Origin of the sequence: Mycolicibacterium austroafricanum (genome assembly GCF_902705885.1) — a bacterium.
Lineage (GTDB): Bacteria > Actinomycetota > Actinomycetes > Mycobacteriales > Mycobacteriaceae > Mycobacterium > Mycobacterium vanbaalenii_A.
This window is the reverse complement of the sequence record NZ_CACSIP010000006.1, coordinates 74,881-96,061: the sequence shown is the minus strand read 5'-3', so window position 1 is coordinate 96,061 and position 21,181 is coordinate 74,881. Positions and strand designations below refer to the sequence as shown.

Annotated in this window: 21 protein-coding genes; 9 read left to right on the top strand and 12 right to left on the bottom strand. The window is 68.7% G+C overall.

Going from position 1 to position 21,181, the window contains the following annotated elements; genetic code table 11:
* Positions 1-2 precede the first annotated feature (2 nt).
* A complete protein-coding gene (gene nhaA, locus BEMPMBAN_RS05950; protein WP_159229509.1) occupies positions 3-1,331 on the bottom strand; it encodes a Na+/H+ antiporter NhaA in 1,329 nt (442 codons plus the stop codon).
* A 204-nt stretch (positions 1,332-1,535) separates the two neighbouring features.
* Between nhaA and BEMPMBAN_RS05945 the strand changes: the two genes are divergently transcribed.
* Positions 1,536-4,463, top strand: coding sequence for a UPF0182 family protein (locus BEMPMBAN_RS05945; RefSeq protein WP_159229508.1), 2,928 nt, complete (start codon positions 1,536-1,538; stop codon positions 4,461-4,463).
* A 10-nt stretch (positions 4,464-4,473) separates the two neighbouring features.
* On the opposite strand, the gene BEMPMBAN_RS05940 is transcribed toward BEMPMBAN_RS05945, so the two are convergent.
* Together BEMPMBAN_RS05940 and BEMPMBAN_RS05935 are read right to left on the bottom strand one after the other, a co-directional pair.
* A complete protein-coding gene (locus BEMPMBAN_RS05940; RefSeq protein ID WP_159229507.1) occupies positions 4,474-5,688 on the bottom strand; it encodes a class I SAM-dependent RNA methyltransferase in 1,215 nt (404 codons plus the stop codon).
* Entirely contained in the window at positions 5,685-7,688 is a 2,004-nt protein-coding gene (locus tag BEMPMBAN_RS05935; RefSeq protein WP_200845883.1) for an APC family permease, read from the bottom strand. Before BEMPMBAN_RS05935 ends, BEMPMBAN_RS05940 begins: the two co-directional genes overlap by 4 nt.
* A 102-nt stretch (positions 7,689-7,790) precedes the next feature.
* On the opposite strand from BEMPMBAN_RS05935, the gene BEMPMBAN_RS05930 reads away from it, so the two are divergent.
* Together BEMPMBAN_RS05930 and BEMPMBAN_RS05925 are read left to right on the top strand one after the other, a co-directional pair.
* The gene (locus BEMPMBAN_RS05930) at positions 7,791-8,465 is read left to right on the top strand and encodes a potassium channel family protein (RefSeq protein WP_159229505.1); all 675 of its coding nucleotides are present in this window, start codon (positions 7,791-7,793) and stop codon (positions 8,463-8,465) included.
* Positions 8,462-9,127, top strand: coding sequence for a potassium channel family protein (locus BEMPMBAN_RS05925; protein WP_159229504.1), 666 nt, complete (start codon positions 8,462-8,464; stop codon positions 9,125-9,127). The genes BEMPMBAN_RS05930 and BEMPMBAN_RS05925 overlap by 4 nt, the downstream gene beginning before the upstream one ends.
* Positions 9,128-9,130: 3 nt before the next feature.
* Here the strand turns inward: BEMPMBAN_RS05925 and BEMPMBAN_RS05920 are convergent, their stop codons facing one another.
* Positions 9,131-9,829, bottom strand: coding sequence for a DUF3159 domain-containing protein (locus BEMPMBAN_RS05920; protein ID WP_159229503.1), 699 nt, complete (start codon positions 9,827-9,829; stop codon positions 9,131-9,133).
* Complete coding sequence (locus tag BEMPMBAN_RS05915; RefSeq protein ID WP_159229502.1) at positions 9,826-10,197, bottom strand: OB-fold nucleic acid binding domain-containing protein; 372 nt, start codon at positions 10,195-10,197, stop codon at positions 9,826-9,828. Before BEMPMBAN_RS05915 ends, BEMPMBAN_RS05920 begins: the two co-directional genes overlap by 4 nt.
* A 132-nt stretch (positions 10,198-10,329) precedes the next feature.
* Between BEMPMBAN_RS05915 and BEMPMBAN_RS05910 the strand changes: the two genes are divergently transcribed.
* Positions 10,330-11,070, top strand: a complete 741-nt coding sequence (locus BEMPMBAN_RS05910) for a serine aminopeptidase domain-containing protein (protein WP_159229501.1) — start codon at positions 10,330-10,332, stop codon at positions 11,068-11,070.
* Between the two features lie 152 nt (positions 11,071-11,222).
* Here BEMPMBAN_RS05910 and BEMPMBAN_RS05905 read toward each other — a convergent pair whose 3' ends face one another.
* Both BEMPMBAN_RS05905 and dut read right to left on the bottom strand, forming a co-directional pair.
* Positions 11,223-11,996: a DUF3710 domain-containing protein gene (locus tag BEMPMBAN_RS05905; RefSeq protein WP_234897310.1), complete on the bottom strand. Its 774-nt coding sequence runs from the start codon at positions 11,994-11,996 to the stop codon at positions 11,223-11,225.
* A 1-nt stretch (position 11,997) separates the two neighbouring features.
* Positions 11,998-12,462 carry a dUTP diphosphatase gene (gene dut / locus BEMPMBAN_RS05900; RefSeq protein ID WP_159229499.1) on the bottom strand — a complete coding sequence of 155 codons (465 nt, stop codon included), beginning with the start codon at positions 12,460-12,462 and terminating at the stop codon, positions 11,998-12,000.
* Between the two features lie 25 nt (positions 12,463-12,487).
* On the opposite strand from dut, the gene BEMPMBAN_RS05895 reads away from it, so the two are divergent.
* Complete coding sequence (locus BEMPMBAN_RS05895) at positions 12,488-12,964, top strand: DUF3093 domain-containing protein (RefSeq protein ID WP_159229498.1); 477 nt, start codon at positions 12,488-12,490, stop codon at positions 12,962-12,964.
* A gap of 2 nt (positions 12,965-12,966) precedes the next feature.
* Here the strand turns inward: BEMPMBAN_RS05895 and BEMPMBAN_RS05890 are convergent, their stop codons facing one another.
* Positions 12,967-13,269: a DUF4193 domain-containing protein gene (locus tag BEMPMBAN_RS05890; RefSeq protein WP_159229497.1), complete on the bottom strand. Its 303-nt coding sequence runs from the start codon at positions 13,267-13,269 to the stop codon at positions 12,967-12,969.
* Between the two features lie 165 nt (positions 13,270-13,434).
* Between BEMPMBAN_RS05890 and cei the strand changes: the two genes are divergently transcribed.
* Positions 13,435-14,091 (top strand): envelope integrity protein Cei, encoded by a 657-nt coding sequence (gene cei / locus BEMPMBAN_RS05885; protein ID WP_159229496.1) that lies wholly within the window; start codon positions 13,435-13,437, stop codon positions 14,089-14,091.
* Positions 14,092-14,130: 39 nt separating this feature from the next.
* On the opposite strand, the gene BEMPMBAN_RS05880 is transcribed toward cei, so the two are convergent.
* Positions 14,131-15,039, bottom strand: coding sequence for an inositol monophosphatase family protein (locus tag BEMPMBAN_RS05880; RefSeq protein WP_159229494.1), 909 nt, complete (start codon positions 15,037-15,039; stop codon positions 14,131-14,133).
* Between the two features lie 122 nt (positions 15,040-15,161).
* Here BEMPMBAN_RS05880 and ppgK point away from each other — a divergent pair, with 122 nt between their 5' ends.
* The 3 genes from ppgK (at position 15,162) to BEMPMBAN_RS05865 (ending at position 17,913) form a co-directional block, all read left to right on the top strand.
* Complete coding sequence (ppgK, locus tag BEMPMBAN_RS05875) at positions 15,162-15,968, top strand: polyphosphate--glucose phosphotransferase (protein WP_159229492.1); 807 nt, start codon at positions 15,162-15,164, stop codon at positions 15,966-15,968.
* A gap of 209 nt (positions 15,969-16,177) precedes the next feature.
* Entirely contained in the window at positions 16,178-17,668 is a 1,491-nt protein-coding gene (locus BEMPMBAN_RS05870) for an RNA polymerase sigma factor (protein WP_234897309.1), read from the top strand.
* Between the two features lie 47 nt (positions 17,669-17,715).
* Positions 17,716-17,913 carry a class I SAM-dependent methyltransferase gene (locus BEMPMBAN_RS05865; RefSeq protein WP_159229489.1) on the top strand — a complete coding sequence of 66 codons (198 nt, stop codon included), beginning with the start codon at positions 17,716-17,718 and terminating at the stop codon, positions 17,911-17,913.
* 55 nt (positions 17,914-17,968) lie between these two features.
* Here BEMPMBAN_RS05865 and BEMPMBAN_RS32900 read toward each other — a convergent pair whose 3' ends face one another.
* From BEMPMBAN_RS32900 to BEMPMBAN_RS05850, 3 genes are all read right to left on the bottom strand, one after another.
* Positions 17,969-19,651 carry a hypothetical protein gene (locus BEMPMBAN_RS32900; RefSeq protein WP_159229487.1) on the bottom strand — a complete coding sequence of 561 codons (1,683 nt, stop codon included), beginning with the start codon at positions 19,649-19,651 and terminating at the stop codon, positions 17,969-17,971.
* 277 nt (positions 19,652-19,928) lie between these two features.
* Entirely contained in the window at positions 19,929-20,711 is a 783-nt protein-coding gene (locus BEMPMBAN_RS05855; protein ID WP_159229485.1) for a hypothetical protein, read from the bottom strand.
* 119 nt (positions 20,712-20,830) lie between these two features.
* On the bottom strand, positions 20,831-21,181 hold the full coding sequence (locus tag BEMPMBAN_RS05850; protein ID WP_159229483.1) for a DUF952 domain-containing protein: 351 nt from the start codon (positions 21,179-21,181) through the stop codon (positions 20,831-20,833).

Sequence of the window (21,181 nt, the reverse complement as noted above, 5' to 3'; positions counted from 1 at the left end):
CATCAGTCCTGCCGAGATTGGTAGATGTCGGGCACTCCGTCCTGATCGGCGTCGGCGGTCTCCTGGACGTGAATGCGCCGGTAGGCGCGGTTCCTGGTGAGAAGCACGCTCGCAGCGAGCAGCGCCGCCAGCAGTGACCCACACAACACGCCGACCTTCACCAATTCGTCACGATCGGACCCCAGTCCGTATGCGAGATCGCCGATCAGAAGCGACACGGTGAACCCGATACCGGCGAGCATCGACATGCCGAGCACATCCACCCAGCGCAGCGACGCGTCCAGCGTCGCGCGGGTCACCGAGGCCATCACCCGGGTGACCCCGAGGATGCCGACCGGTTTTCCGATCACCAGGCCCAGCACGATGCCGAGCGCGATGGGGTCGCTGAGTGCATTGGCGAGGCCGCTGAAACCGCCGATGCTCACCCCTGCCGCGAAGAACGCGAACACCGGGATCGCGAGCCCTGCCGAGACCGGCCGGGTGCGGTGCTCGAAGTACTCGGCCATCCCCGACTCCACTTCGACGCCGCGCCGCCGCGCCGACCGCCGCACCGGTACCGCAAATCCCAACAGCACGCCGGCGACCGTGGCGTGCACGCCGGATTCGTGCACCAGCACCCAGGTGACGAGCGCGAGCGGGACCAGCACCCACCACGCCTGCACCCCGCGCTGCACACACACCGTGAACAGCGCCAGCGGCACCAGCGCCAGCCCGAGCGCCACCGCGTTGATGTCCACGGTGTAGAAGATGGCGATCACGGTGATCGCCAGCAGGTCGTCGACGACGGCGAGGGTCAGCAGGAAGGTGCGCAGCGCCGCAGGAAGGTGCGTCGAGATGACCGCCAGCACGGCCACCGCGAACGCGATGTCGGTCGCGGTCGGAATCGCCCAGCCCCGCAGCGCGCCATCACCGGTGTTGAGGTTGACCAGGACGAAGATCAGCGCGGGCACCACCATGCCACCGACGGCCGCGGCGATCGGCAGCGCGGCGCGACCGGGGTCGCGCAGGTCCCCGGCGACGAACTCGCGCTTGAGTTCCAGCCCGACCACCAGGAAGAAGATCGCCAGCAACCCGTCCGCGGCCCATGCGCCGACGGTGAGGTTCAGGTGCAGGCCGAACGGCTCACCGCCGATCTCGAGGTCCCGCAGCGCGAAGTAGCTCTCCGCCCACGGGGTATTCGCCCAGATGAGTGCCGCGCCCGCGGCCACCAGCAGGATGACCCCGCCGACGGTCTCCTTGCGCAGGATCGTGGTGATCCGACTCGTTTCCGACCAGGAACCGCGCGCAAAGAGCGCCGGTTTGCGCACTGGCGGGACACGGTCGGCAGGCATGGTGGGACCCCTCTGTGCTCAAGGCTCGACAAATACGCGCCGACAAGCTTCCCGGCACGCCTATTACGATCAATGTAAGTCATCTCCCACCCACGTACTCGTCGAGCCGGGTTCCGTGCAGTCGGTGAGTTACCGGGAGCCTGACCGCAACGATGCCGCGGTACGCCCGGATCGATGGCATCCGATGCGATGCGGAGCGTGCAGATGACGACACAGTCGCCCGGCCGGCTACCGCAGCTGTCCAAGCGCGGGCGGGGCTGGGCGATCGCGGCGGCTGTGGTTCTCGGGTTGCTTCTGGTCGGCCCACCGGTGCTCGACCTCTACGTCGACTGGCTGTGGTTCGGGGAGGTCGGCTTCCGGTCGGTGTGGGCGACCGTGCTGCTCACCAAGCTGGCCACCTTTGCGACGGTGGCGGTGTTGGTCGGCGGCTGCGTGGCGATCGCCATCGTGTCGGCCTACCGCTCCCGCCCGGTGTTCGTCCCCGAGCGCAAGCCCGAGGATCCGCTGACGACATACCGCACCGCGCTGATGACGCGGCCGGGACTGGTCACCCTCGGCCTCGCCGGCGGCCTCGGTCTGGTGTGCGGGCTGATCGCGCAGTTGAACTGGGCGACGGTGCAGTTGTTCCTGCACGGCGGCGCGTTCGGCATCGTCGATCCGGAATTCGGCCACGACATCGGGTTCTTCGTCTTCGATCTGCCGTTCTACCGGTCGGTGCTGAGCTGGTTGCTGGTCGCCTCCGTGTTGGCACTCGTCGCCAGCCTGGTGACGCACTACCTTTTCGGCGGCTTTCGCGTGGTAGAGGGCAAGGGAACGCTCACCCAGCCCGCGCGCATCCAACTCGCGATGCTCGCCGGCATCGTGATTCTGCTCAAGGCGGCGGCCTACTGGTTCGACCGCTACGAGCTGCTGACCGGCGGCCGAAAGGAACCGACGTTCACCGGCGCGGGTTACACCGACATCAACGCGGTGCTGCCCGCACGACTGGTGCTGTTGGCGATCGCCGTGCTGTGCGCCGCCTCGTTCTTCGCCGTCGTCTTTCTGCGCGACATGCGGATCCCGGCGATGGCCACGGCACTGCTGGTGCTGTCGTCCGTGCTGGTCGGCGGCGTGTGGCCGATGCTGATGGAACAGTTCTCGGTACGTCCCAACGCGGCCGACGTCGAACGGCCCTACATTCAGCGCAACATCGACGCCACCCGACAGGCGTTCCGGCTCGACACAGACGCCGTCGAGTACCGGGCCTATCCGGGCATCGGCACCAAGCCCCCGCAGGAAGTGCCGGCAGACCGGACCACGATCGCCCAGGCACGCCTGCTCGACCCCAACATCCTGTCGCGGACGTTCACCCAGCAGCAGCAGCTCAAGAACTTCTACAGCTTCCCCGACATCCTCGACATCGACCGGTACCGCATCGACGGTCAGTTGCAGGACTACATCGTCGGTGTTCGTGAGCTCTCTCCGGACAGCCTGACCGGCAACCAGACCGACTGGATCAATCGCCACACCGTCTACACACACGGCAACGGCTTTGTCGCCGCCCCGGCCAACCGGGTCAACGCCGCAGTCCGCGATGCCGCCGAGGCATCCGAAACCAACAGCGGCTACCCGATCTACGCGGTGAGTGACATCGCCACGCAGGGATCGGGCAGACAGGTCATCCCCGTGGACCAACCCCGGATCTACTTCGGTGAGGTCATCGCCAGAACCGACCCCGACTACGCCATCGTCGGTGGTGCCCCGGACTCGCCTCCGCGCGAGTACGACACCGACACCTCGACCTACACCTACACCGGTGCCGGCGGTGTCTCGATCGGAAACTGGTTGAATCGCAGCGTGTTCGCGGCGAAGTTCGCCGAACGCAACATCCTGTTCTCCCGGGCGATCGGCTCGGAGTCCAGAGTGCTGTTCCACCGCGACCCGAAAGAACGGGTGCAGCGGGTGGCGCCGTGGCTCACCACTGACGACAACGCCTATCCCGCGGTGGTCGACGGCCGGATCCTGTGGATCGTCGACGCGTACACGACCCTCGACGCCTACCCCTACGCGCAGCGGATGTCGCTCGAGGGGCCGGTCACGACCGACAGCGGCGTCGTGCGAGCGGGTGGTGAAGTCTCGTACGCGCGCAATTCGGTCAAGGCGACCGTCGACGCCTACGACGGCACCGTGACGCTCTACCAGTTCGACACGGACGATCCGGTGCTGGCGGCGTGGATGCGCTCGCTACCCGGCAGCGTCAAAGCCGAAGACGAGATCTCCGACGCGCTGCGGGCCCACTTCCGCTATCCCGAGGACCTCTTCCGGATCCAGCGCGAACTCTTGGCCAAGTACCACGTCAATGAGCCGCGAGAGTTCTTCACCACCAACGCGTTCTGGTCGGTGCCGAGCGATCCGACCGATGATGCGAACCCGGCACAACCACCGTTCTACATCCTCGTCGGGGACGAGGAGACGGCCGAGCCGTCGTTCCGGCTTGCCACTGCGATGGTGGGATACAACCGGGAGTTCCTGTCCGCCTACATCTCTGCGCACTCCGACCCCGACGACTACGGCAAGCTCACCGTGCTGCGCCTGCCGACCGACACCCTGACCCAGGGGCCGCAGCAGATTCAGAACTCGATGATCTCCGACACCAGGGTGGCTTCGGAACGCACGCTGCTCGAACGGTCGAACCGGATCCACTACGGCAATCTGTTGACGCTGCCGATCGCCGACGGCGGCGTGCTCTATGTGGAACCGCTGTACACCGAACGCATCTCGACGAACCCGAACAGCTCGACCTTCCCGCAGCTGTCCCGCGTGCTGGTCAGCTTCCGCGAACCCGATGACGGCGGTGTCCGGGTGGGCTACGGCCCGACGCTGGCCGAGGCGCTCGACCAGGTCTTCGGGCCGGGTACCGGCCGGGTGGCCACCGCGCCCGGCGGCGACGCCGCGTCCGCTCCCCCGCCGGAGCCTGAAGCCGCACCGGGTCAGCCTCCGACGGAAGCCGCACCCCCGGCAGCGGTCCCGGCGCCCGGCCTCGAGGAGCCTGCGACTTCGGCGGCCGAGCTCAGAGAAGCACTCGAGGAGATGCGCGAGGTGCTCGAACGAATGCAGCAGGCAGTCGACGGACTCGAGGCGGAAGGTCCGTAGCGGCGCCGACTCAGCGGGTGAGCACCGCGATGCACTCGACGTGGTGGGTCAGCGGGAACGAGTCGAACGCCTCCAACTTCTCCACGGCGTAGCCATGCCCACGGTAGAGCCCGATATCCCGTGCGAAAGAAGCTGCCTCACAACCGATGTGGACGATGCGCGGCACCTCGGCGGCTGCCAGCAGATCGATCACGTCGCGGCCCGCTCCGGCGCGCGGGGGGTCCAACACCGCGACGTCGGCGCGGCTGCGCTGCCCGGTCAGCGCTCGCCGCACCGAATCGGTGAGAACCTCAACCCAGCTCAGGTCGGCAAGCGCGGTGCGCGCGGCGCGGGAAGCGCCCCGCGAGGTGTCCACGGTGAGCACCCGGCCGGTCTCACCGACCTCCCGGGCCAACGCCGCCGCGAACACGCCTGCGCCACCGTAGAGGTCCCACGCCGTCATCCCCGGTTGCAGCCCCGCCCATTCGGCGACCAGCGAGCTGTAGAGCTGCGGGGCGTCGCGGTGCGCCTGCCAGAACGCCGTCACCGGCACCCGCCAGCTGCGCTCGTCCACCCGCTGCACCGCCTCGTAACCACCTTCGGCCACCGTCGTCTTGCGGGCAGCGCGAGAACCCGACACCACCACGTGGCGGACACCCTCGTCGTCGACGGCCACATGGATCTCCGAACCGGCGGGCCAGCGGGTGTCGGCGATCCCGGCGAGCATGCCCGCCGGCAACTGCGCGCAGTCGAGCCGGCGCACCAGTTCGGCACTGTGATAGCGGTGAAAACCCGCCCGGCCGTCCGCTGAGGTGTCCAACCGCACCCGGGTCCGCCATCCGGTCGCGCCCAGCTCACCCACCGGCGCGGCGGCGGCATCGTCTTCGTCGCGCCAGCGGTAGCCGCCAAGTCGCGCAAGCTGATTGGCCACCACAGCGCCCTTGAGCCGGCGCGCGGCAGCCGGGTCGGCGAACGCGAGGTCGCAGCATCCCGCTGCGTGCACCCCGGCGATCGGACACAGCGACTCGATCCGGTCTGCAGAGGGTTCGAGCACCTCGACGACGTCGGCGTTCCAGTAGGAGCCGCGAGCGCCGGCTCCACCCGTCACCCGGACCCTGACCTTCTCCGACGGCAGCGCGTACCGCACGAACACCACCCTGCCGTCGTGGCGGGCCACGCAGCTGCCACCGTTGGCCGCGGCCCCGGTGGTCAGCGTGAGTTCCTCGGGAGCGGAATCGATGCTCAATCCAGGAACCCCCTGCGTGCATCACCGGGCGCCGACTGCGGTTCCAGCTTCTTCAACCGCTCCGACGACGTCAGCTGCCACGGGACGGAGGTCACCATGACGTTGGGTTCGAACAGCAGCCTGCCCTTCAGCCGCAGCGCACTCTGGTTGTGCAGCAACTGTTCCCACCAGTGGCCCACCACGTACTCGGGGATGAACACGGTGACCACGGTGCGCGGTGAGTCCTTGCTGACCCGTTTGACGTATTCGAGTACCGGACGGGTGATCTCCCGGTACGGCGAGGCGATCACCTTCAACGGCACGCTGATGTCGCTGTGCTCCCACTTGTGCACCAGCGCGCGCGTCTCGGCGTCGTCGACGCTGACCGTGATGGCCTCGATCAGATCGGGGCGGGTGGCGCGGGCGTAGGCCAGCGCGCGCAATGTCGGCAGATGCACGTTGGACACCAGCACGATCGCATGGTTGCGGCTGGGCAGCACGATGTCCTCGGCCTCGGCGGCACGCAGTTCGAGCTCGCGGCTCACCGACGCGTAATGCTTGTGGATGAGTTTCATGATGGCGAACAGCGAACCCATCGCCAGGATCGCGATCCAGGCGCCCGCCAGGAACTTGGTGGCGACGACGATGATCAGCACGGTGCCGGTGCAGATGAAGCCGACGGTGTTGATGATCCGGGAGCGCTTCATCCGGCCGCGGGCATCGGCGTCGGTCTCGGTGCGCAGCAGCCGGGTCCAGTGCCGCATCATGCCCATCTGGCTCAACGTGAACGACACGAACACACCGACGATATAAAGCTGGATCAGGGCGGTGACCTGCGCCTGGAACGCCACGACGAACGCGATCGCGCCGAAGGCCAGAAAGAGGATGCCGTTGGAGAACGCCAGCCGGTCGCCCCGGGTGTGCAGCTGGCGGGGCAGGAAACGGTCCTGCGCCAGAATCGATCCGAGCACCGGGAAACCGTTGAACGCGGTGTTGGCCGCCAGCACCAATATCAGCGCCGTGACACCGGCGATCAGGAACAGCCCGATCGGCGAGCTGTGGAACACCGCGTCGGCCAGCTGCGCCACCAACGTTTTCTGCTCGTAGTTCTCCGGTGCGCCGACGAGCTGTTCGCCCGGGCGCTCCGCGATCTGCACGCCCGTCGCCTGGGCCAGCATGATCACCCCCATGAACATGGTGATCGCGATGATGCCCAGCCCCAGCAGGGTGGTCGCGGCGTTGCGCGACTTGGGCTTGCGGAACGCCGGAACGCCGTTGCTGATCGCCTCGACGCCGGTCAGCGCGGCACTGCCCGACGAGAATGCCCGCGCGACCAGGAACACCAGCGCGAAGCCGAGGATGTCACCGTGCTCGGAGGTCAACTCGAACTCGGCGGACTCGGCACGCAGCGGCTCATCGAGCGCGTAGATCTGGAAGAACCCCCAGACCAGCATCGTGTACATGCCGATCATGAACGCGTAGGTGGGTATCGCGAAGGCGGTCCCCGATTCCCGCACCCCGCGCAGGTTCAGCGAGGCCAGCAGCAGGATCGCCGCGACCGCGAACCACACCTTGTGCTCGTTGACGAACGGCACCGCCGAGCCGATGTTCGACATCGCCGAGGACATCGACACCGCGACCGTCAGCACGTAGTCCACCAGCAGCGCGCTGGCCACGGTGAGGCCGGCGGTGGGACCGAGGTTGGTGTTGGCGACCTCGTAGTCGCCGCCACCCGACGGGTAGGCGTGCACGTTCTGCCGATAGCTGGCGATCACGATGAACATCACCCCCGCCACGGCGAGGCCGATCCACGGCGCCATCGAGTAGGCGGCGAGCCCCGCCACCGACAGCACCAGGAAGATCTCCTCGGGTGCGTAGGCCACCGAGGACAGCGCATCGGAGGCGAAGACCGGCAGGGCTATCCGCTTGGGCAGCAGGGTGTGCGACAGGTTGTCGCTGCGGAAGGGCCGGCCCAGCACTAGCCGCCGTGCGGCGGTAGAAAGCTTGGACACGAGAGCCAAGAGTAGGCCCACAGCGTCATCGCGGTAGCGTTCACACTGCGCAGGTCTAGCAACAGCAGTTCGAGTGAGCCATCGCTGGCTCCGGCCGGAAAGGACCGTCAGGTGCGTGTAGTGGTCATGGGATGTGGCCGGGTGGGCGCATCCCTGTCGGACAGCCTGGCCCGCATCGGCCATGACGTCGCGGTGATCGACCGGGACGGCACGGCTTTTCACCGGCTCTCCCCCGACTTCTCCGGCCAACGGGTACTCGGCATGGGGTTCGACCGGGACGTGTTGCTGCGCGCAGGCATCGAGGATGCCGCCGCCTTCGCGGCGGTGTCATCGGGTGACAACTCGAACATCATCTCCGCGCGGGTGGCCCGGGAGACGTTCGGCGTCGCCCGCGTCGTCGCGCGCATCTACGACGCCAAGCGAGCGGCGGTCTACGAACGGCTCGGCATCCCGACCGTCGCCACCGTGCCCTGGACCACCGACCGGCTGCTCAATGTCCTGACCCGCGAGACCGAGACCACCAAGTGGCGGGACCCGACCGGCAATGTCGGGGTCACCGAACTGGCGCTGCACGAGGACTGGATGGGGCACCGGGTCGCCGAACTCGAAGCCGCCACCTCCGGCCGGGTGTCGTTCATGATCCGCTTCGGCGCCGGCTTGCTGCCCGAGGCCAAGACCGTCATCCAGGCCGGCGACCAGGTGTACCTGGCCGCCGTCTCCGGCCACATCGCCGAGGCGCTGGCCATCGCGGCACTGCCCCCGAGCGAAGATTCGGGCAACGCATGAAGGTCGCCATCGCCGGGGCTGGTGCCGTGGGTCGCTCCATCGCCCGCGAGCTGATCGAGCACCACGAAGTCACGCTGCTGGAGCGCAACCCGGGTCACATCGATGTCGACGCCATCCCGGCGGCGCACTGGCGCCTGGGTGACGCATGCGAGCTCAGCCTGCTGGAATCGGTCAAGCTCGAGGAATTCGACGTGGTGATCGCCGCCACCGGAGACGACAAGGCCAACGTGGTCGTCAGCCTGCTGTCCAAGACCGAGTTCGCGGTCCCGCGGGTGGTGGCCAGGGTCAACGACCCCCGCAACGAATGGCTCTTCGACGAGGCATGGGGGGTCGATGTCGCGGTGTCCACGCCGCGGATGTTGGCCTCGTTGGTCGAGGAAGCGGTCTCGGTCGGCGATCTGGTCCGGCTGATGGAGTTCAGCAAGGGCCAGGCCAATCTCGTCGAGATCACGCTGCCCGACGACACCCCGTGGGGCGGCAAGCCGGTGAAGCGTCTCGAACTGCCCCGGGATGTGGCGCTGGTGACGATCCTTCGGGGTCCGCGCGTCATCGTTCCCGAAGGCGACGAACCGCTCGAGGGCGGCGACGAGTTGCTGTTCGTCGCGGTCGCCGAAGTGGAAGACGACCTGCGCGAACTGCTCCTGCACCCGCGCCTGCGCTAAGCCTCAGCGCGGCTTTTGCACCGAATCGTCGGGTTCGGACGTCACGTCGACGTCGCCCGCCGTGTCGTGCTCGTGCAGCGCCCGCTGAGCGGCCCTGATCGCCAGGTAGGTCACCAGCGCCGCCACCGCGGTCAGCGGCCAGCCCATCGCGATCCGGGCCACCCCCAGCCAGCCTGTCTGGTCGGCGTCGTAGAGATGGTTCTGCACCACGAACCGTGCGCTGAATACCGCCACCCACACCAGCGTCGCCAAGTCGAAGGCGCGTACCGCTCGGGGCACGTCACGCCACCGCCGGTCATGGGTGTTCACCCACCCCCAGATGTAGCCGACCAGTGGTCGACGGATGAGGACCGATGTGGTGAACACGACGGCCCAGAACAGCGACATCCAGATGCCGAGCAGGAAGTACCCCTTGGAGGCCCCGACGAGGTAGGCGATCAGCGCACTGATGCCGACCGCGAAGAAGCCCGAGATGGCCGGTTGCACCGAGTCCCGGCGGAACAGCCGCCACCCGAGGATCAGCGTCGCGACCCCCAGGGCGGCGCCGATCGCGGGCATCAGCCCGAACGCCGAGGACACCGGGACGAACACCACGACCGGCAGCGAGGAGTAGATCAGCCCGCTGATGCCGCCCATCTGTGCGAGGACGGCCGCTCCCCGCGGTGCTGAGGCCTCGCCCGGTTCGGTACCGGGGGCACTCACTTCTGGATCTCGTAGTGGGGGTTGTAGATCGCTTTGGAACCGTTGTCCAGTTTGCCCACTCGGCCGTGCACCTTCAGGGTGCGGCCGGACTCGATACCCGGGATGCGACGCTGCCCCAGCCAGACCAGCATCACCGAGTCGGTGCCGTCGAACAGTTCGGCCTTGACGCCGCCGGCGCAGCTCTTGCCGTTGCACTCCACGCTGCGCAGCGTGCCGACCATGGTCACCTCCTGGCCGCGGTGACAGTCGATCGCCTTCTGCGCGCCGGTGCTCGCGGCTTCATCGCTGAGCTCCTGGACGTCAAGTTGTTCCGGGTCCTCGGTCAACCGACGGGTGAGCCGCCGAAGATACCCCTCGGCCGTGGCCATGGCTTCTCCTGAGTCCTGTCAATCCACCGTGGATCGACCTAACCCTCGCCACGGTAGACCTCTTGGTACCGATGTGCCACGTAGGGGCGACCTCGTCGCGCCACCGATTCCGCGGCGGTGCACGATCGTGACATGACGGTCGATCTGCGCGGTGTCACCACCGTTCTGCTTCCTGGCACAGGATCCGACGACGACTTCGTCTACCGGGCCTTTTCACGCTCACTCCACGAGGTCGGCGCGTCCGTCGTGACTCCGTCGCCGCAGCCGCATCGGCTGCTCGACGGGTATCGGGACGAACTCGACAGTGCGGCGCGGGCGGGCGGTTCGCGGCCGATCGCGGTCGGGGGCGTCTCCATCGGCGCCGCCGTCGCCGCGGCATGGGCGCTGTCACATCCCGGTCGGGTGGTCGCGGTGCTGGCCGCGCTGCCGGCGTGGACCGGCGCGCCCGACGGGGCGCCGGCGGCGCTGGCGGCCCGCCATTCCGCGGAGTTGCTGCGGCGAAACGGCCTGGTGTCGGCGACCGCGCAGATGCAGGCGTCGAGCCCGACGTGGCTGGCCGAGGAGTTGACCCGGTCGTGGGTCGGGCAGTGGCCGGCGCTGCCGGAGGCAATGGAGGCGGCGGCCCGGTATGTCGCGCCGACGGTCGGCGACCTCGAGTCGCTCGCCGCGCCGATGGGGGTGGTGTCGGCCGGTGATGACCCGGTGCATCCGCTCGAGGTCGGTGTCGAATGGGTGTCGGCGGCGCCGCGCGCGGCTCTGCGCACCGTGACGCTCGACGAGATCGGGAGTGATCCGGGCGTCCTGGGCGCGCAGTGCCTGGCGGCGCTGTGGGAGGCCGACGACCCGGCCCGTCCGCCGCGAGCGCCCCAGTAGCCCGACGCGAGCGCGCCAGTAGCCCGACGCGAGCGCGCCAGTAGCCCGCCGGAACTGTGTTCCGTGCGCAAAACAGCGGGTGCGGGCCTGCTGGAATACCGTTCCGGCGGGGCGGTCCCCGGCGGGGCGGTCCCCGGCGGGTGTGATCCCGGCTATCCCCCGGTGCCGGTGATGGTGGTGCGCAGTTGTTGCATCGCCGACCCCTGGGTGCCGCGGCGGGCCGCCGGCTGCTGTTGTTCCGGCGGCTGCTCCTGCTGGGCGGCCTGTGGCTGGGGTTGGCCGGACGCCGCCGCCTGCTGCGCGGCTGCCTGCTCGGTGGCGGCGCGCAGTTGCGCAGCCATGGCGTCCGGCAGTTGTATCGCCAGTGGGGTCCGGACCGGCATCGGTGTGTCACCGCGGCGAACGACCGTGTCGGCCAGCGCATCCCGCGCCTGTTGCGCCAGCGCAGTGATGCGCTCGTGGGGCCCGCTGACGACGCACCTGATCATCCAGCGATATCCGTCCACGCCGATGAAGCGCACCACGCCCGCATTCTCGGCGCCCACTCCGACGACCTCGCGACCCCACGGACCGTCCTCGATGCTGACCTTGGGAACGTCTTTGCGCAGCGAGTCGGCCAGCTCCGAGGCGACCTCGCGCCACAGTCCGGCGGACTTGGGCGCCGCATAGGCCGCAATCGTGAAGCGGCCGTTCGCAGTCACCACCCAGACTGCGCTGGGCACCCCGGTGTTGCTCAGCTCGACCTGAACCTGCCCCGCCTCGGGCATCGGAATCAACACCGACCCCAGGTCGAGCCGGGCCACCGCCGCGACCGCCGGATCGTCGAAGTCATCGATGTCGAACGGGCCTTCGAGCTCCTCGCCGGCATCCGCGGCCGTGTCCTCGAGGGAGTCGGAGCTGTCGTTTCGTTGTCTCTTCAGTGCCATTTCACAAACTCGCATGTCCGCCGGAGGAACCGTGGCCACCGTCGCCACGGGTTGTGTCGGCCAAGCCGGCCTCGTCGAAGGACGTCACCTCGATCAGCTCGGGCAGTTCCACTCGCTGCACCAGCAACTGGGCTATCCGATCTCCACGACGGACGACGATCGGGGTCCGGGGGTCGAGGTTGATCAAGGAGACCTTCACCTCGCCACGGTAGCCCGCGTCGATGGTGCCGGGACTGTTGACGATCGAAAGACCCACGCGGGCAGCCAGACCCGACCGTGGATGCACGAGCCCGACCATGCCGAACGGTATCGCCACCGCGACGCCCGTCGGCACAAGAGCCCGCTCACCGGGCCCCAGTTCGACGTTCTGGGCGCTGTAGAGGTCGACTCCCGCGTCGCCATCGTGGGCGCGGCTGGGCAGCGGCAGGTCGCGATCCAGTCGCACTACCGCCAGAGAGGTGGACACGACGTCAGAGATTACTCTTGGCCGCGTGTCCGACACGCGCGCCACCACGCAAACCGTTCGCTACCGCGAACGGCTGTGGGTCCCGTGGTGGTGGTGGCTGCCCGGCCTGGGCCTGGCCGCCCTGATCGCACTGGAGGTCAACCAGGGCATCAAGACGCTGCCCAACTGGGTGCCGTTCGCGGTGCTGCTGCCGGTCGCGGTCGTGGTACTGCTGTGGCTCGGACGGACCGAGTTGCGCGTCACCAGCGGTGAAGGCGAAACCGAACTGTGGGTCGGGGACGCCCACCTGCCTGTGAGCGTCGTCGCGCGCTCCGCCGAAGTGCCCCGCTCGGCCAAGTCGGCGGCGCTGGGCCGACAGCTTGATCCGGCCGCCTACGTCGTGCACCGGGCGTGGATCGGGTCGATGACACTGCTGGTCCTCAACGATCCCGACGATCCCACCCCGTATTGGCTTATCAGTGCCCGGCATCCGGACAAAGTGCTCGCCGCGCTGACGTCCTGACCTCAGGCGGCGCAATCGGTGCAGATCATCCGGCCGTTCTTCTCGCTGGCCAGTCGGCTGCGGTGATGGACCAGGAAGCAACTCGAGCAGGTGAACTCGTCGGCCTGCTTGGGAATCACCCGTACCGACAACTCCTCGCCGGAAAGATCGGCACCGGGCAGCTCGAACGATTCGGCGGACTCGGATTCGTCAACGTCGACCACCGCCGACTGGGCCTCGTTGCGCCGTGCCTTCAGTTCTTCGAGTGAGTCCTCGGAAACGTCATCGGTCTCGGTGCGCCGTGGGGCGTCGTAGTCAGTCGCCATCTGTGTCCCCTCCGTGGAGCTAGTGCAGCAGTGCTTTGTACCAGCGTCGAACGCATCCGCCAAATGATTCGTGCCCGGAATGCCACCGCTTCTATTGTGATTTACATCACATCCACGAACGCGCCGGTCGGAGCCCCGGTAGTCGCTGCGCTTAGAGTGCACAACGTGGTCGCGCAAATCACCGAGGGAACGGCGTTCGACAAGCACGGACGACCCTTCCGCCGCCGCAGCTTTCTGCCCGGGATCGTGCTGTTCGCATCCCTGGCCGTCGTGACCGCACTCGTCTGGATGATCGCGCTGTCGCGTCCGCCGGAGGTCCGCGAGGCGGCGGTCTGCAACCCGCCCCCCACGCCCGCTGACCCGAACGCGTTCACACCCCGGCTGGGCGAACAGGTTCCCCGCGCCGAGATGACCGACGTGACGCCGGCCAAGCTCGCCGACACCAACGTCCGGGTACTCAACGCCAGCGGCCAGGGTGGGCAGGCCGCCGAAGTCGCCGGAGCGCTGCGCGACCTCGGTTTCGCCGAACCCGAGGCGGACAACGACCCGATCTACGAGACGGCGCGGCTGGCCTGCCAGGGGCAGATCCGGTTCGGACCGTCCGGGCGGGCCGCGGCAGCCGCGGTCTGGCTGGTGGCCCCGTGCACCGAGCTGTTCCAGGATGAGCGCACCGAAGACACCGTCGACCTCGCCCTGGGCACCGACTTCACCGAGCTGAGCCGCGGTGACGACATCGATGCCGTGCTCGCGAGCCTGCTGCCCGACGCCACCCAGCCCGCCGACCCGGCGTTGCTGTCCAAGATCCACACCGGAACGTGTTGATCGGGCCCACCCGCGCAGCGACGGTCCGCGGCCACGGAGCTACATAGCGCCGCAGTCCCGCAGCGCGTCGGTCAGCGCCGCGCTGATTCCCGGCGCCGCGGCCACCACCAGACCGGGGCCGTCCACCGACGGTGGCAATCGCACCTGTGCCCCCGCCTCGGTGGCGATCAGCGCCCCGGCCGCCCAATCCCACACATGGACGCCTTCTTCGTAGTAGGCGTCCAGCCTGCCCGCGGCCACCATGCACAGGTCCAATGCGCACGAACCGATCCGGCGCAGATCACGCACCCGCGGCAGCAGTCCGGCGACGACCTCGCCCTGTCGGCGGCGTAGTTCGGGCCGGTAGCCGAAGCCGGTGCCCACCAGCGCCATCGGCAGGTCGGTCAGCGCACTGCAGCGCAACCCACTCACGACGCCGTCGCGGAGCAGGCGGGCGCCATGTCCCCGCGCCGCCGAGTACACCGCGCCCGCAGCCACGTCGGCGACTGCTCCGGCGACCGAGACCCCGCCGCGCTGCACACCGACCGACACCGCATACGCCTCGATCCCGTACAAGAAATTCACCGTGCCGTCGATGGGGTCGAGCACCCAGGTGAGCTCCCCGTCCGCCGGTTCCGTAGGCCCGCCCTCCTCTTCTCCGAGGATGCGCTCCCCCGGGCGCAGTTCGGCGAGCCGGTCCCGCAGCAGCCGTTCGGTCTCGGTGTCGACCACGGTGACCGGGTCGGTCGCGGTGCTCTTGAAACTCACGGCGCGCACCGCACGCGCTGCCGATTCGTCGTCGCCCCCGGCGCCAACAACCTCGCCCCCGGCGCCAACAACCTCGCCCCCGGCGCCAACAACCTCGCCCCCGGCACCGAAAACCTCCGCGCGGCGCCTCCTGACGAACGCCGCCGCCTCCGAGGCCAACTGCTCGGCCAACGAACGAAGCTCCACAGCTGCGGTGTCCATCGGGGTCACACACCCATCGCAACACACCCGGCGACCGCGGACGATCCGGGGATGCAGGACCGACCCGCATCTCCATGGGCGAGCCGATAGTGTGTGGGACGCACCTGCGCAGAGGAGCTCGCATGACCGCCACTCAATCCGGTCCAGCCGGTACCGAATCCGGTTCCGGGCAGCAGCGCCGCGGTTTCGGCGTCGACGTCGGCGGCAGCGGCGTCAAGGGCGGCATCGTCGACCTGGACACCGGCTCGTTGATCGGTGAGCGGTTCAAGGTGCTCACCCCCCAGCCGGCGACGCCGGCGGCAGTCGCCGAGACCATCGCCGAGGTCGTCGCGCATTTCGACTGGCAGGGCCCGCTGGGGGTGACCTACCCCGGGGTGGTGACCGACGGGATCGTGCGCACAGCCGCCAACGTCGACAAGGGGTGGATCGGTGCCGACGCGCGCGAGGTCGTCGGCGGGGCGCTGGGCGGGCGGGATGTGACGGTGCTCAACGATGCCGACGCGGCCGGACTCGCCGAAGAGAAATTCGGTGCGGGGCGGGACAACACGGGCGTCATCGTGCTGCTGACGTTCGGCACGGGAATCGGCTCGGCCGTCATCCACAACGGCGTGCTCCTGCCCAACACCGAGTTCGGGCACCTCGAGGTCGGCGGCAAAGAGGCCGAGCACCGCGCCGCCAGTTCGGTCAAGGATCGCAAGGAATGGTCGTACGAGCGCTGGACGGAAGAAGTCACGAAAGTGCTGGTGGCGATCGAGAACGCGATCTGGCCGGATCTGTTCATCGCCGGCGGGGGCATCAGCCGCAAGGCCCACAAATGGATTCCGCTGCTGCAGAACCGGACGCCGGTGGTCGCGGCGGCCCTGCAGAACACCGCGGGCATCGTCGGTGCCGCCATGGCTGCCGAGACCGACGTCACCGCTACTCACTAGTAACCTCCGGGTGAACCCGGTGTGGCGGCGTCAAATTTGCCGCTCGGCGCGGCACCGACCCACACTGTCGTTACAATGGTCGACGGCGGCCGCCTACCGAGTAGCGGCGAAGCATCCCGAGTTGAGATCAACGCCGACATTCGACATAGCCGACACTTTTCGGTGGCGCACGTGTGCGCGCCGGAACCAGCACGACCGAAAGGGTGTACGTGGCAGCGACAAAGGCAAGCCCGGCAACCGATGAGCCGGTGAAGCGCACCGCCACCAAAGCCCCCGCAAAAAAGGCTGCGCCGGCGAAGTCGGCGAACGGCTCCGCGCCGGCCAAGAAGGGCGCGAAGAGCGCTGCGGCGAAGACCACCAAGCCGGGTGCGGCGAAAGGCGACACGCCGGCCGCCCGGGGTCGCGCCAAGAAGGCGACCGCACCTGCCGTCGAGGGGGCCGACGAGGATCTTGCCGACTCCGACACCACCGAGGACGTGGTCGTCGAGCCGGGTGACGATCTGGAGGTCGACGAGACCGACCTCGACCTCGAGGACATCGTCGTCGACGACGACGCCTCCGACGAGGCGAGCGACGACGACACCGAAGACGCGGCCGATGACGCCGACGGCACCACCAAGGCCGCGCCGAAGGCCGCCGGCAAGGCCGCCAAGGTCGACGACGCCGAGGACGACGGGATCGCCGAACCCTCGGAGAAGGACAAGGCCTCCGGAGATTTCGTCTGGGACGAAGAGGAATCCGAGGCGCTGCGGCAGGCCCGCAAAGACGCCGAGCTGACGGCCTCGGCCGATTCGGTTCGCGCCTACCTCAAGCAGATCGGCAAGGTCGCGCTGCTCAACGCCGAGGAAGAGGTCGAGCTCGCCAAGCGCATCGAGGCCGGCCTCTACTGCACGCAGTTGATGACGGAGTTCGCCGAGCGGGGCGAGAAGCTGACGACGGCGCAGCGCCGCGACTACCAGTGGATCTGCCGTGACGGTGACCGCGCCAAGAACCATCTGCTCGAGGCCAACCTGCGCCTGGTGGTGTCGCTGGCCAAGCGCTACACCGGCCGCGGCATGGCGTTCCTGGACCTCATCCAGGAAGGCAACCTGGGCCTGATCCGCGCGGTGGAGAAGTTCGACTACACCAAGGGCTACAAGTTCTCCACCTACGCGACCTGGTGGATCCGCCAGGCCATCACGCGCGCGATGGCCGACCAGGCCCGCACCATCCGCATCCCGGTGCACATGGTCGAGGTCATCAACAAGCTCGGCCGCATCCAGCGCGAACTCCTCCAGGACCTCGGTCGTGAGCCGACGCCCGAGGAACTCGCAAAGGAAATGGACATCACGCCGGAGAAGGTGCTGGAGATCCAGCAGTACGCGCGTGAGCCCATCTCCCTGGACCAGACCATCGGCGACGAGGGCGATTCGCAACTCGGGGACTTCATCGAGGACAGCGAAGCCGTGGTGGCCGTGGACGCGGTGTCGTTCACGCTGCTGCAGGATCAGCTGCAGTCGGTGCTGGAGACGCTGTCCGAACGCGAGGCGGGGGTCGTCCGGCTGCGTTTCGGCCTGACCGACGGACAACCACGGACTCTCGACGAGATCGGCCAGGTCTACGGGGTGACGCGGGAGCGCATCCGCCAGATCGAGAGCAAGACGATGTCGAAGTTGCGGCACCCCAGCCGCTCCCAGGTGTTGCGCGACTACCTGGACTGAGCACTGGACTGAGCAGTGCCGGTCACACCAAGGGACCGCCGACTCGTTTGGTCAAGGGATCGACCGCGTGCGGGCAGGATTGCAAACTGCTGCTGTTCGAGATGGTGCTGCCGGACCGCCCGACACTGTCCCTGGCGTTCCTGCTCGACCTGGAGATGCTGGTGACCTCGGGCGGCCGGGAACGCACCCGGGCAGAACACGCAATCTGTTGGCACAGGCCGGTTTCCGGCTCGACCGGGTGGTGAGCACCGCAACCCCGACGTCGATCCTCGAGGCGTCGCCGATCTGAGCCGGCCCGGTTCAGTCGCCGCTGTCGCCTGAGCCGCGGCTTCCGTCGCCGCCGCTGCCACCCTGTCCCCCGGAGCCGCCGCTGCTGCCCGTCGGCCCGCTACCGGCACTGCCGGCGCTTCCGGAATCACCTGCGGCACCGTCGCCGGCCGCGCCGCCGCCACCGCCACTGCCGCCGAAACCGCCCGATCCCCCGCCGCCGGTCGCTCCCCGGTCACCGTCGCGACCGGCCGGGCCCTGGGCACTGCCGGCTCCGCCCGTGCCAGGGGCGCCGCCGGGGCCACCATCACCACCGTCGCCGCCGGAACCGCCGAATCCGCCGCGGCCGCCCTGACCGGGTTTCACCGTCCCGCCTGCGGAATCGGAGACGTCGGCGCCACCGTCGCCGCCGGAGCCACCGTCACCGCCGACCGCGCCGTCACCGCCGGTGCCGCCCGCTCCCCCGGAACCACCGGCTCCGCCACTACCGGTGAGCCGGCCGCCGCGGCCGCCCGCCCCGCCGTCTCCGCCGCTGGTGCCCAGCGCACCTGCCGCGCCTGTGCCACCGTTGCCGCCGGCACCGCCGGGCCCGCCGAAGCCGAGGGTGGGACCGACCTTGACATCGCCACCGTCACCGCCGTCGCCACCACGGGCGCCGGTGCCGCCGTCGCCCCCGGCGCCGCCGTCAGATCCGAAGACCGCGACGGTGGGTGAGAATCCCTGCGCGAGACCGGCGTCACCGCCGTCGCCGCCCCGCCCGCCGCCGGCGCCGTCGCCACCGTCACCACCCGCACCACTGACGCTGAAGTCGTGCGGAGCGGCGAACCACGGCGTCACCCCTTGACCTTGGCCACCCTGACCACCGGACTGGTTCGTACCGGCCGCGCCGTCGGCGCCGCGGCCGCCCATTCGGCCGATCAGCATGCCGTCGACAACATTGTTGGAGTGCAGCAGCCCCGTCGACCCCAAGAAGTTCGGGGTCCCGGTCGAGGCGCTGCCACCGGCCGCGGGATTGCTTCCGTCTAGGCCTTTCCCGCCGTCGCCGCCGTCACCACCAGCACCGCCGTCGCCGAACAGCAGGCCGGCGGCACCGCCCGATCCGCCGTGCCCGCCCGCAATGCCCTCGGCACCGGCTGCGCCGTGGCCACCGTCACCGCCGTCGCCGGCGAGCAGTCCGGCGCTACCGCCGTCGCCGCCGGCCTGACCGGCCCGCACACCGTCACCGCCGCGGCCGCCGTCACCGCCCAACAACCCGGCGTTTCCGCCCCGTCCGCCGTTGGCCCCGTCACCACCGCCGCCCCACAGCAGCCCGCCGTTGCCGCCGTTGCACGCTGAGCCCGCACAGTCGGCGGCGGCGTCGATACCGTCACCGATCAGCCAACCACCGTCGCCGATCATCGGAACCGCTGCCGCCGACCGGGTATCCGAACCGCCCGACGCGCGCTGGCTCCCCGGTGATATCCACCACAGCTCATCGGACACCGGCGTCTGCGGCGCCAACAGCGCATCGAACGAGGCCAGCTCGACGGCGCGGACCGGAGCCGCCGGGGCCCCGGTCTGGGTGGACAGCAACACCCCGATGCCGACTGCCGCCGCGCTTCCCGCACCGGCGGCGACCCAGCGGTGGGCGGAGACTCCTCGCCCTCCGACACTGCTGCGCCCTCCGACACTGCTGCGGTCGATCACGTCACGTGCGGTGCGGCGGCGTTGAGCCATGCGCAGTTCCCCCTGGTCTGCTCGGTCTCCGGAATCCGCCGAAATCTAACATGGCAAATCGCCGACTTGGTCAATTACCTTGTCGCAGCGGTGTACCGTGTTGCGGCTTGAATTAGCTGACACAGCATCCACATTCGGAAGTCGCGGTAGCTGGACCGGATTGGCGACCCACGGCGTTCGCGGACGTGCCCGATCGCCGCACGGTACCGGTCGGATCGCTGCGAATACCGCAAAGAACAGTGACAACGCCGGACGGGAGGCCGGCGGCACGCGGCGATCAGCGTTTGCGGTCGCGCACCTTGTACGACGATGGCCAGGATTCGCGCGTCTCGTCGCCGACAAGCGGAATGCCTTTGCTGCCGATCCTGATGTCGTAGGCCTCCTTGCCCGCTCCCACTTCGCGGTTGGCGTGCTCGGTGGCCAGGTAGATCAGTTGATCGATCTCTGCCTCGGCGAACGCGACGAAAGTGGTCTTGCGAACGACATCGTCCGCCGCCGGCACCATCCGGTCCGGCAGCACCCGCGTCAGCAACGCCGCGACGCCCAGCAGTGCGAACGGCACCACCCAGTAGCAGACGAAAGACAACGGCGTACGGGTGTCCAGAATGGTCGCGTCACCCCGCAGGATCGGTGGGATCACCGACGACAGCGCCATGCCGCCGAACGCCGCTATCCAGATCCAGGTCAGCAACGAGGTGATCCGGGCGAAAGGCTCGCTCTCGATCACCTCCTTGGGCTGACCAACCACGGCGAACTCGCGGACGAACGGCCTACCGATCAGCGCACTGACCAGGGCCACCAGGAAGATCCCGACGGTGCTCAGCGGCTGGATCCAGCGCTCCATGAAGTCCTGGCTGACCACCAGGGTGAGCACTGTCAGGAGGAAAAACGTAGCGACAGCGCCGATCTCCATCGTCCGCCCGGGCGAGTCACTGAGCCGGGAGACGACCACGGCCGCGATCGCCACCGCAAAGGCCACGAGCACCGCGGTGACGAAGGGGACGTTGCCGACGAGCACCCAGTAGACGATCCACGGCGCGAAGCCAAACAGTATTCCCACGACGGGTCAGTGTATTGAGTCACAACCCGCCCGCCACCGCGGGCTCCGCGACAGCACCGAGAACGCCCACGGCGCGGTAGTGAAATACGTTGTGCTGCAATGTGTTTGATCCGGACAGGTCAGGCTCCGCGCGGCGGGAACCGGCCATCGGGCCCGCAACGGTAGGGCGTGACGCTTATCACAGCTGCCGCCGGTAGGGGTCCATACAAATGTGGGAACACCATTCCCGCGGGATCGGTGGGAACTCCGCGTTCCCACCGGACCGGAGAGGAGAGACGTGCAGCGTCGATGCGGAGCAGCATCAGATCTGTCCGGCCGGCGTAGAGCCGATTGGCGGGCAGATGCACTTGCTCCGGTGTCGACAGGTGCACAAAGCCCACCGCGTCGAGCGAATCCGGGCGCAGTTCGCCCGACCGGCGGGCCGCGTCCCATTGCGACGCAGAGCACAGATGAACCAGGACGTCGGTCAT

What these genes read in the sequence shown, in the direction of transcription:
- BEMPMBAN_RS05910 (WP_159229501.1), top strand. Translation starts at nt 10,330, where the DNA reads ATGACGGTCGATCTGCGCGGTGTCACCACCGTTCTGCTTCCTGGCACA.
- BEMPMBAN_RS05905 (WP_234897310.1), bottom strand. Translation starts at nt 11,996, where the DNA reads ATGGCACTGAAGAGACAACGAAACGACAGCTCCGACTCCCTCGAGGAC.
- BEMPMBAN_RS05850 (WP_159229483.1), bottom strand. Translation starts at nt 21,181, where the DNA reads ATGACCGACGTCCTGGTTCATCTGTGCTCTGCGTCGCAATGGGACGCG.
- BEMPMBAN_RS05890 (WP_159229497.1), bottom strand. Translation starts at nt 13,269, where the DNA reads ATGGCGACTGACTACGACGCCCCACGGCGCACCGAGACCGATGACGTT.
- BEMPMBAN_RS05915 (WP_159229502.1), bottom strand. Translation starts at nt 10,197, where the DNA reads ATGGCCACGGCCGAGGGGTATCTTCGGCGGCTCACCCGTCGGTTGACC.
- ppgK (WP_159229492.1), top strand. Translation starts at nt 15,162, where the DNA reads ATGACCGCCACTCAATCCGGTCCAGCCGGTACCGAATCCGGTTCCGGG.
- BEMPMBAN_RS05945 (WP_159229508.1), top strand. Translation starts at nt 1,536, where the DNA reads ATGACGACACAGTCGCCCGGCCGGCTACCGCAGCTGTCCAAGCGCGGG.
- nhaA (WP_159229509.1), bottom strand. Translation starts at nt 1,331, where the DNA reads ATGCCTGCCGACCGTGTCCCGCCAGTGCGCAAACCGGCGCTCTTTGCG.
- BEMPMBAN_RS05880 (WP_159229494.1), bottom strand. Translation starts at nt 15,039, where the DNA reads ATGGACACCGCAGCTGTGGAGCTTCGTTCGTTGGCCGAGCAGTTGGCC.
- BEMPMBAN_RS32900 (WP_159229487.1), bottom strand. Translation starts at nt 19,651, where the DNA reads ATGGCTCAACGCCGCCGCACCGCACGTGACGTGATCGACCGCAGCAGT.
- BEMPMBAN_RS05925 (WP_159229504.1), top strand. Translation starts at nt 8,462, where the DNA reads ATGAAGGTCGCCATCGCCGGGGCTGGTGCCGTGGGTCGCTCCATCGCC.